This is a genomic window from Streptomyces durocortorensis (genome assembly GCF_016901035.1).
Lineage (GTDB): Bacteria > Actinomycetota > Actinomycetes > Streptomycetales > Streptomycetaceae > Streptomyces > Streptomyces durocortorensis.
In genome coordinates, this window is record NZ_JAFEUF010000271.1 from 1 (window position 1) to 8,197 (window position 8,197).

The 8,197-nt window shown below is 72.7% G+C and carries 8 protein-coding genes and 1 pseudogene; 5 read left to right on the plus strand and 4 right to left on the minus strand.

What is annotated here, in order from left to right; all coding sequences use genetic code 11:
* Positions 1-118: 118 nt before the first annotated feature.
* The 4 genes from ybaK to JS521_RS30900 all read right to left on the minus strand — a co-directional run bounded on the left by ybaK (position 119) and on the right by JS521_RS30900 (position 4,305).
* On the minus strand, positions 119-622 hold the full coding sequence (gene ybaK, locus JS521_RS30885) for a Cys-tRNA(Pro) deacylase (RefSeq protein ID WP_205086229.1): 504 nt from the start codon (positions 620-622) through the stop codon (positions 119-121).
* Positions 623-637: 15 nt separating this feature from the next.
* A complete protein-coding gene (locus tag JS521_RS30890; protein ID WP_205086230.1) occupies positions 638-1,402 on the minus strand; it encodes an LON peptidase substrate-binding domain-containing protein in 765 nt (254 codons plus the stop codon).
* Positions 1,403-1,407: 5 nt separating this feature from the next.
* Entirely contained in the window at positions 1,408-2,448 is a 1,041-nt protein-coding gene (locus JS521_RS30895) for a hypothetical protein (RefSeq protein WP_205086231.1), read from the minus strand.
* A 255-nt stretch (positions 2,449-2,703) separates the two neighbouring features.
* Positions 2,704-4,305, minus strand: a complete 1,602-nt coding sequence (locus JS521_RS30900) for an oxidoreductase (protein ID WP_205086232.1) — start codon at positions 4,303-4,305, stop codon at positions 2,704-2,706.
* 299 nt (positions 4,306-4,604) lie between these two features.
* On the opposite strand from JS521_RS30900, the gene hisD reads away from it, so the two are divergent.
* From hisD to JS521_RS37005, 5 genes and pseudogenes are all read left to right on the plus strand, one after another.
* Positions 4,605-5,927, plus strand: a complete 1,323-nt coding sequence (gene hisD / locus JS521_RS30905; protein WP_205086233.1) for a histidinol dehydrogenase — start codon at positions 4,605-4,607, stop codon at positions 5,925-5,927.
* Positions 5,924-7,054 (plus strand): histidinol-phosphate transaminase, encoded by a 1,131-nt coding sequence (locus tag JS521_RS30910; RefSeq protein ID WP_097876344.1) that lies wholly within the window; start codon positions 5,924-5,926, stop codon positions 7,052-7,054. The genes hisD and JS521_RS30910 overlap by 4 nt, the downstream gene beginning before the upstream one ends.
* Positions 7,051-7,647 (plus strand): imidazoleglycerol-phosphate dehydratase HisB, encoded by a 597-nt coding sequence (gene hisB, locus JS521_RS30915; protein ID WP_006123812.1) that lies wholly within the window; start codon positions 7,051-7,053, stop codon positions 7,645-7,647. Before JS521_RS30910 ends, hisB begins: the two co-directional genes overlap by 4 nt.
* A complete protein-coding gene (locus tag JS521_RS30920; RefSeq protein ID WP_003969742.1) occupies positions 7,644-7,811 on the plus strand; it encodes a CG2302 family histidine operon protein in 168 nt (55 codons plus the stop codon). Before hisB ends, JS521_RS30920 begins: the two co-directional genes overlap by 4 nt.
* Before the next feature lie 10 nt (positions 7,812-7,821).
* Positions 7,822-8,197: pseudogene (locus JS521_RS37005) on the plus strand (hypothetical protein); the annotation flags it as partial.

Consider the following 8,197-nt stretch of genomic DNA (forward strand, 5'->3'; position numbering starts at 1 on the left):
GGGCCCCGCCCCGGACCCCGCTCCTCAATCGCCGGAGGGGCTGAAATTCCCGGGGCGGCGCGCCTCAGGTGCAGGCGAGGCTGGAAAATCCAGCCCGTCCGGCGATTGAGGACATCTTTTACGCGCGCGCGATCTCCGCGAACACCGCCCCTGTCAGCTCCGCCAGATCCGACGCCGCCAGCTCCACCTCCAGGCCCCGGCGCCCCGCCGAGACGCAGATCGTGGCGTGCGTCCGTGCCGACGCGTCCAGCACCGTGCGCAGGCGCTTGCGCTGGCCCAGCGGGGAGATGCCGCCCCGGACGTACCCCGTCGTGCGTTCCGCCGCCGCCGGGTCCGCCATCGTGGCGCGTTTGCCGCCGACCGCGGAGGCCAGGGCCTTGAGGTCCAGGGAGCCGGCCACCGGGACCACCGCGACCGTCAGTGCGCCGTCCACGTCAGCCACCAGGGTCTTGAAGACCCGGTCGGGGGAGACGCCCAGGGCCTCGGCCGCCTCCTCGCCGTAGGACGCGCCGGCCGGGTCGTGGTCGTAGGCGTGGACCGTGAACGCGGTGCCCGCCGCGGTCAGGGCGACCGTGGCGGGGGTGCCGCCCGGCTGTTGTTGCTTCTTGGGCTTCTTCGCCACCGGGGCCGGTCCTCGTCAGTTGGGGTGGGTGGGGGCCCGGGTCAGGTCCGTCGCGGGCAGCGAGGGCAGATGCCGGATGACCGCGGTCTCCTTGCGCAGCAGCGTCAGCTCCTCGCGCAGCCGGGTCGCCGTGTCCGGGGCCTGGAGCAGGCGCTGCTTGGTGGGGATGTCCAGGACCGTGGCCGCCGCGACCAGGTAGGAGATCACCGACGGGTCGTCGGGGAGCTCCGCGCCGGTCGCCAGCGAGCGTTCGCTCGCCCCGGCCAGCCGCTTCTGGTACGAGCGGAAGGCCCGCAGCACGCCCTCCGCCAGGGCTCCGGCCTCGTCGGCCTCGTCCTCGGCGGGCGGCTCCTCGGCCAGGTCCTCGACCTCGGCGGTCAGATACGGGCCGTCCGCCTCGACGGACAGCAGCCTGACCCGGGTGGTGCCGGTGGCCAGGACCTCGAAGCTGCCGTCGGCGCGCTCCCGGATCGTCGCCGCGTCGGCGACGCAGCCGACCCGGTGGAAGGTCTGGATCGGATCGGGGCCGAAGCCGTCCGCCGGGGCGCGTTCGGCGGGCGGGGCCGCCGCGACCGTGTCCGGCATACCGGAGGCCGTCGGGGCGATCTCGCGGCCGTCGCGGATCGCGACCACGACGAAGCGACGAGGTTCGTCCTCGTCGCTCTTCAGCAGCTCCCGCATCATGGCGCGATATCGCTCTTCGTACACGTTGAGCGGCAGCACCAGGCCGGGGAACAGCACCGCGTTGAGCGGGAAAAGGGGAAGGCGGGCGGTGGTCACAACGCTCAAGCGTAATGGCCCCGGGGGCGGCCGTGACCGGCCCGGTCGCGCAGCGGGGTCAGGGAGGCCACCTGGAGGCGTGCGCCGTCCCGCGCGTCCAGGAACCGGCCGAGCGCGTCCTCGGAGACCGACGACCACGGAAACGACGTCGCGTGCAGCCCGATCAGGTTGAACTGGTGCAGTGCCTCCGCCCAGCGGCCCCGGGCGAGCAGGACGTACGCGAGGAGGTTGCGGACCTCGGCCGGCCACGGATCGCCGGGCCGGTAGGCGGCGGAGAGCTCGATCGCCAGGTCGGCCGCCGTGTCGATCCGCTCCTCCAGTACGGAGGTGGTCCGGCCCGCCGCCTGGGAGTCCAGGAGCAGCGCGAAGGCCGCCCGGACCGGCAGGGCCTGCACCAGGGAGTCGGGCAGCGCGTCCTCGGCGGCCTGCTCGGCGAAGTCGAAGCACTCGCGGTGCGAGCCGTACCAGGCGGCCGACAGGTAGCGCAGCGCCGCCACATGGCAGCCGTAGTGGTGCGCGGAGCGCCGAACGGCCTGCTCCCACAGAGACTCGAAGGCGGTGTGCGTGGCGTGGGTGCCGCGCGCGTGGTCCAGGGCGAGCCGCCACGGCACCGGGTCACGCGGGTCCGCGTCGGCGGCCGCGGTGATCATCGGGCCCACCTCGCGGAGCCGCTCCGCGCGGGCGGGCGACTCCCAGGCCCGGCGGACCGACAGCTCCGCCTTGACCAGCAGCGCGTCCGGATCGCGGGGGGCGGCGGCCAGCCAGTCGACGAGCCAGCCGTCCCGGCCGCGGGCGAACGCGACGAGATGGCCGAGGTAGCGGTCCCGGTTCTCCCAGTCGGCGGAGTCCCGGGTGGTGGCGAGCAGCTTGGCGGCCGGTTCGTGGTCGCCCAGGGCAGCGGCGACCAGCGCGGGAGAGAGCCGCTCGTCAGGGGCGTCGAGCAGCACCGCGTCATCCGCGGACAGTCCGGCGGACAGCGGAGGGCTGTGCCGGATCATGCGCGCGGTACTGAGCAGAGCGCGAAGGAAAGCCATGGTGCAGACCATTGAAAAGCGCTGGTGAGGGCCGCGCCAGAGGTGTGCTGTGAAGCTTCTGTGCCGAGTGAATGGGTTGTATCGGGCCCGGTCAAGAAAGGGCAAAGGAAATGCCCGCGGTTGGCTTGATTGCATCCACCCCTGGCGCTCATCCGCCTCGGTGGTCACGGGGTGCCCGGCGGCCGGGCCCGCGGTCCCGGCCGCCGGGAATCCTACGGTCACGGCTCCCGAGCCAGTCCCCGCACGGCCTCCGTCACGTCACCCCGGTCAGCCCCTGCGCAGCATCCGGGACGCCCCCGCCGCCACCGTGGTGGCCAGAACCCATCCCACCAGCACCAGACCGGCCGCCGCCCACTGCCAGGCGTCCTCCATCCGCCAGTAACCGTCCTGCCCGAGGTTGATCACCGGGACCAGCAGATCCAGCGCGTACAGCGCGGGATTCCACTGCGGATGTTCCTCGCCCTTCATCGAGGGCGGCGCGTGCTGTGCGAACGCCACCGTCCCCGCCGCCCACAGCACCGCCATCCACACCGCGGCCCGCCCCGGCCGGTAGCCGTACGCCACCGTCCAGTCCTGGAGATACCCCCAGGCCTTCGCCGCGGGCGGTAGCGTCTCCCGGCGGCGGCGCTGCTTGGCGAGCAGCACCTCGCGCGCGTCCGCGTCCTCCCCGCAGCTGCGCATCACCGTCGCCAGCCGCTCGTACGGCTCGGGGACGTACTCCGGCGTCGCGGCCTGCACCCACTCCAGCCGCCGGGAGAGCGGGAAGTGGCCGTAGGGGACGAGGTTCTCGTAGACGAAACCGCCCATCGCCAGCCCGCCGGGGCCCGGCCAGCTCGTCGACAGGTCGATGAGGGTCACCACCTTCGCGCCGTTCAGCACGACCCGGCCCTCCTCCGGGCGCTCCGCGTTGAACCGCAGCTCCGGCGTCACGATCCGGCGCAGCGACAGCTCCTCCTGCCGGGTCATGGTGAACCGGGCCTTGTGCAGGTCCACCGCGTCCCCGAACCGCCCGTCGTCCAGCCGCACCCCGCCCCGGCACTCGAAGATCTGCGAGCGGGTGCCGCGCGCCGGGGTCGGGGCGTAGACCACGCCGTACGGGGGAGTGGTGCCCTGGTTCCCCGTGTCGACGCTCACCCACGCCTCGGTCATGTAGAGCGTGCGCTCCACCGTCAGCTGCGGGGCGTTCAGCGCCCGCCGGTCCTCCGCCGCGCGCAGCCGGCTGCCGCGCAGGCTCAGCGAACCGCCCACCTTCGTCCCGCGCAGACTCAGCTCGCCCAGCGTCTCGACCATCTCGGCCTGGAGGTCCTGCGCGACCGCCATGCCGTCCCCGACGATGGCCCGCCCGTGCCGGTCCGGGCCCACACTGAGCTGGTTGAGCAGCAGATCCGTGCCGATCTGGGCGTCGGTCAGCCGGATCCCCCGGTCGATCCGGCAGCGCGGCAGATGCAGATCGCCCTCGGTCTGCAGGCGCGCGGCCTCCAGCCGGGGCAGCGCGCAGCCCACCAGTCGCAGCGTCGTGAAGTGGCACTCCGGGAGCACCACCTCCTGCTCGAAACGGCAGCCGGTCAGCTCCACGTACGGAGAGACGCGGCCGCCCGCCAGATCCAGCTTCCCGGTGATCCGCACCCCCCGGAGCTTCAGCGCCGCCACCCGGCCGGGCCGGGCCGGCGGGCCGTCCAGCAGCAGCCGCGCCACCGTGCGCGCGCCGACGCTCCGCTCGGGCCCCCACGTCTGCGGGGCGAACGGGTCGTTGCGGGTCGTGTCGTAGCTGCGTAAGTCGTAGGTGGTCCCGTTGCGGAAGGACTGCCACATGCCCAGCTCCGCTGCGCTGAGGCCGTCCGGGATGTCGCCTTCGTGCGGCTCGGTCACGGCCGCTCCCTCCGTGCACACATGCTTCATGCCTGTCGTGCCGTCGCGCCCTCGTCGTGCGCGCACGCTGTACTGCTGCCGTCGTGCCCCAGGGGGCTCACTGACTGCTGCCGTCATGCCCCTATGGGCCTACTACCTGCTGTAGAGCCGTTATGCCCTGGTGTGACGCCGTGAAAGCCAGCGGTCAGCAGTGACAGCCGGACATGGCCGAGACACGTATCAGCCAGTGGTGCGGACGACCGGTATCAGCCAGTGATACGGGCGACCGGCCGTTCCGGGCGGTCTGAGAGAATTGCCGTGTGATCTCTCGAATCGACCTGCGCGGCGACGCCCTCCCCGAGGGTGGAGCCCTGCGCGATCTGCTGCCCCGTGCCGAGTTCGACGTGGAAGCCGCCCTGGAGACGGTGCGGCCCATCTGCGAGGACGTACGCCATCGTGGGTCAGCGGCAGTGATCGACTGGGGAGAGAAGCTCGACGGTGTCCGGATCGAGTCGGTCCGGGTGCCCGGTGAGGTCCTGACGCGGGCGCTGGAAGAGCTGGACCCGGCCGTCCGCGCCGCGCTGGAGGAGTCGATCCGCCGCGCCCGCCTCGTCCACCGCGAGCAGCGCCGCACGACGCACACCACCCAGGTCGTCCCCGGCGGCACCGTCACCGAGAAGTGGGTGCCCGTCGAGCGCGTCGGGCTCTACGTCCCCGGCGGCCGCTCGGTCTACCCCTCCTCCGTCGTGATGAACGTCGTCCCGGCCCAGGAGGCGGGCGTCGAGGGCGTCGCCGTCGCCTCCCCGCCCCAGAAAGGCTTCGGCGGCCTCCCGCACCCCACGATCCTCGCCGCCTGTGCCCTGCTCGGCGTCGACGAGGTGTATGCCGCCGGTGGTGCCCAGGCCGTGGCGATGTTCGCGTACGGCACCGAGGACTGCGCCCCGGTCAACCTGGTCACCGGCCCCGGCAACATCTACGTGGCCGCCGCCAAGCGCCTCCTCAAGGGCCGCATCGGCATCGACGCCGAGGCCGGGCCCACCGAGATCGCGATCCTCGCCGACGCCACCGCCGACCCGGTGCACGTGGCCGCCGACCTGATCAGCCAGGCCGAGCACGACCCGATGGCCGCCGCCGTCCTGGTCACCGACTCCGAGGAGCTGGCCGCCGCCACCGAGGCGGAGCTGGTCCCGCAGGTCGCCGCCACCAAGCACATCACCGACCGCATCGAGCCCGCGCTGGCCGGGCGCCAGTCCGCGATCGTCCTGGTCTCCTCGATCGAGGACGGCCTCAAGGTCGTCGACGCGTACGGCGCCGAGCACCTGGAGATCCAGACCGCCGACGCCGCCGCCGTCGCCGACCGGGTCCGCAACGCCGGAGCGATCTTCGTCGGCCCCTGGGCCCCCGTCTCGCTCGGCGACTACTGCGCCGGTTCCAACCACGTCCTGCCCACCGGCGGCTGTGCCTGCCACTCCTCGGGCCTCTCCGTGCAGTCCTTCCTGCGCGGCATCCACATCGTCGACTACACCCGCGACGCGCTCGCCGAGGTCACCCACCATGTCGTGACCCTCGCCGAGGCGGAGGACCTCCCCGCCCACGGCGCCGCGTTGAAGGCACGGTTCGGCTGGAAGGTCCCGCAGCAGTGACGAACGGCAGCACCACCCCCCGTAACCCCTGGGACGAGCTCCCCATCCGCGACGAACTGCGCGGCCAGTCCCCGTACGGAGCGCCCCAGCTGGACGTCCCCGTACGCCTCAACACCAACGAGAACCCCTACCCGCTCCCCGAGGCCCTGGTCGAGCGGATCGCCGAGCGGGTCCGCGAGGCCGCCCGCGGCCTCAACCGCTACCCCGACCGGGACGCCGTCGAGCTCCGCACCGAGCTGGCCCGCTACCTGTCGCGCACCGCCGGGCACGAGGTGACCGCGGCCCACGTCTGGGCCGCCAACGGCTCCAACGAGGTCCTCCAGCAGCTGCTCCAGACCTTCGGCGGACCCGGCCGCACCGCGATCGGCTTCGAGCCCTCGTACTCGATGCACGCCCTGATCTCCCGGGGCACCGGCACCGGCTGGATCTCCGGGCCGCGCAACGACGACTTCACCATCGACGTGGACGCCGCCCGCGCCGCCATCGCCGAGCACCGTCCCGAGGTCGTCTTCATCACCTCGCCCAACAACCCCACCGGCACCGCCGTCGAGGCCGACACCGTCCTCGCCCTGTACGACGCCGCCCAGGCCGCCGGGCCCTCGATCGTCGTCGTCGACGAGGCGTACGGCGAGTTCAGCCACCAGCCCTCGCTGCTCCCGCTGATCGAGGGCCGCCGCAACCTGATCGTCTCCCGGACCATGTCCAAGGCATTCGGTGCGGCAGGGCTCCGCCTGGGCTACCTCGCCGCCGACCCGGCCGTGGTCGACGCCGTCCAGCTGGTCCGGCTCCCGTACCACCTCTCCTCCGTCACCCAGGCCACCGCGCTCGCCGCCCTGGAGCACACCGATACGCTGCTGGGGTACGTCGCGCAGCTCAAGAGCGAGCGCGACCGGCTGGTGGCCGAGCTGCGCGCCACCGGCTACGAGGTCACCGACTCGGACGCCAACTTCGTCCAGTTCGGCCGCTTCGACGACAGCCACGCCGTCTGGCAGCGGATCCTCGACAAGGGCGTCCTGGTCCGGGACAACGGCGTACCGGGCTGGCTGCGGGTCACCGCGGGCACCCCGGCAGAGAACGACGCGTTCCTCGATGCGGTACGCGAACTCAAGAAGGAGCACGACGCATGAGCCCCCGCGTAGGCCGCGTGGAACGCACCACGAAGGAAACGTCCGTGCTCGTCGAGATCAACCTCGACGGCACCGGAAAGGTCGATGTCGCCACCGGGGTCGGCTTCTACGACCACATGCTCGACCAGCTCGGCCGCCACGGCCTCTTCGACCTCACGGTCAAGACCGAGGGCGACCTGCACATCGACACCCACCACACCATCGAGGACACCGCGCTCGCGCTCGGCGCCGCTTTCAAGCAGGCCCTCGGCGACAAGGTCGGCATCTACCGCTTCGGCAACTGCACCGTCCCGCTGGACGAGTCGCTCGCCCAGGTCACCGTCGACCTCTCCGGCCGCCCGTACCTGGTGCACACCGAGCCGGAGAACATGGCCCCGATGATCGGGACCTACGACACGACGATGACCCGCCACATCTTCGAGTCCTTCGTCGCCCAGGCGCAGGTCGCCCTGCACATCCACGTCCCGTACGGGCGCAACGCGCACCACATCGTCGAGTGCCAGTTCAAGGCGCTCGCCCGCGCCCTGCGCTACGCCTCCGAGCACGACCCGCGCGCCGCCGGAATCCTGCCCTCCACGAAGGGCGCCCTGTGACCGGCCTCAACACCATCCTGATCGTCGTCGGCCTCTTCCTGGCCGGCGGCGTCTACTCCTTCGCCAAGCAGGGGATGCCCAAGGGCGTCATCGTGCTGCTGTCGATCGGCTCCGTGATGTGCCTGGTGGCGGGCATCCTGCGGATCCAGGGCCTGTGGGACTGAGGGGCACGCTGTGACTGACACGAAAAAGGTCGTCGTCTTCGACTACGGCTTCGGCAACGTCCGATCCGCCGAGCGGGCCCTCGCCCGGGTCGGCGCGGACGTCGAGATCACCCGCGACTTCGACCGCGCGATGAACGCCGACGGGCTCCTCGTCCCCGGCGTCGGCGCGTTCTCCGCCTGCATGGACGGGCTGAAGCGGGCCCGCGGCGACTGGATCGTCGGGGGCCCGGCGGGCCAGCCGGCGCCCGCCCAGAGGGGCGGGGGGGCGGGGGCGCGGGGCAAGAAAATGGGCGGCCCGGCGGGGGGGGGGGGGGGCGCGCGGGCGGCGCCCCGCAGGGCCCCCCGGCGTCGCCGCGCCGCGGGGGCGCCGGGGGCGCGGCCCCCCG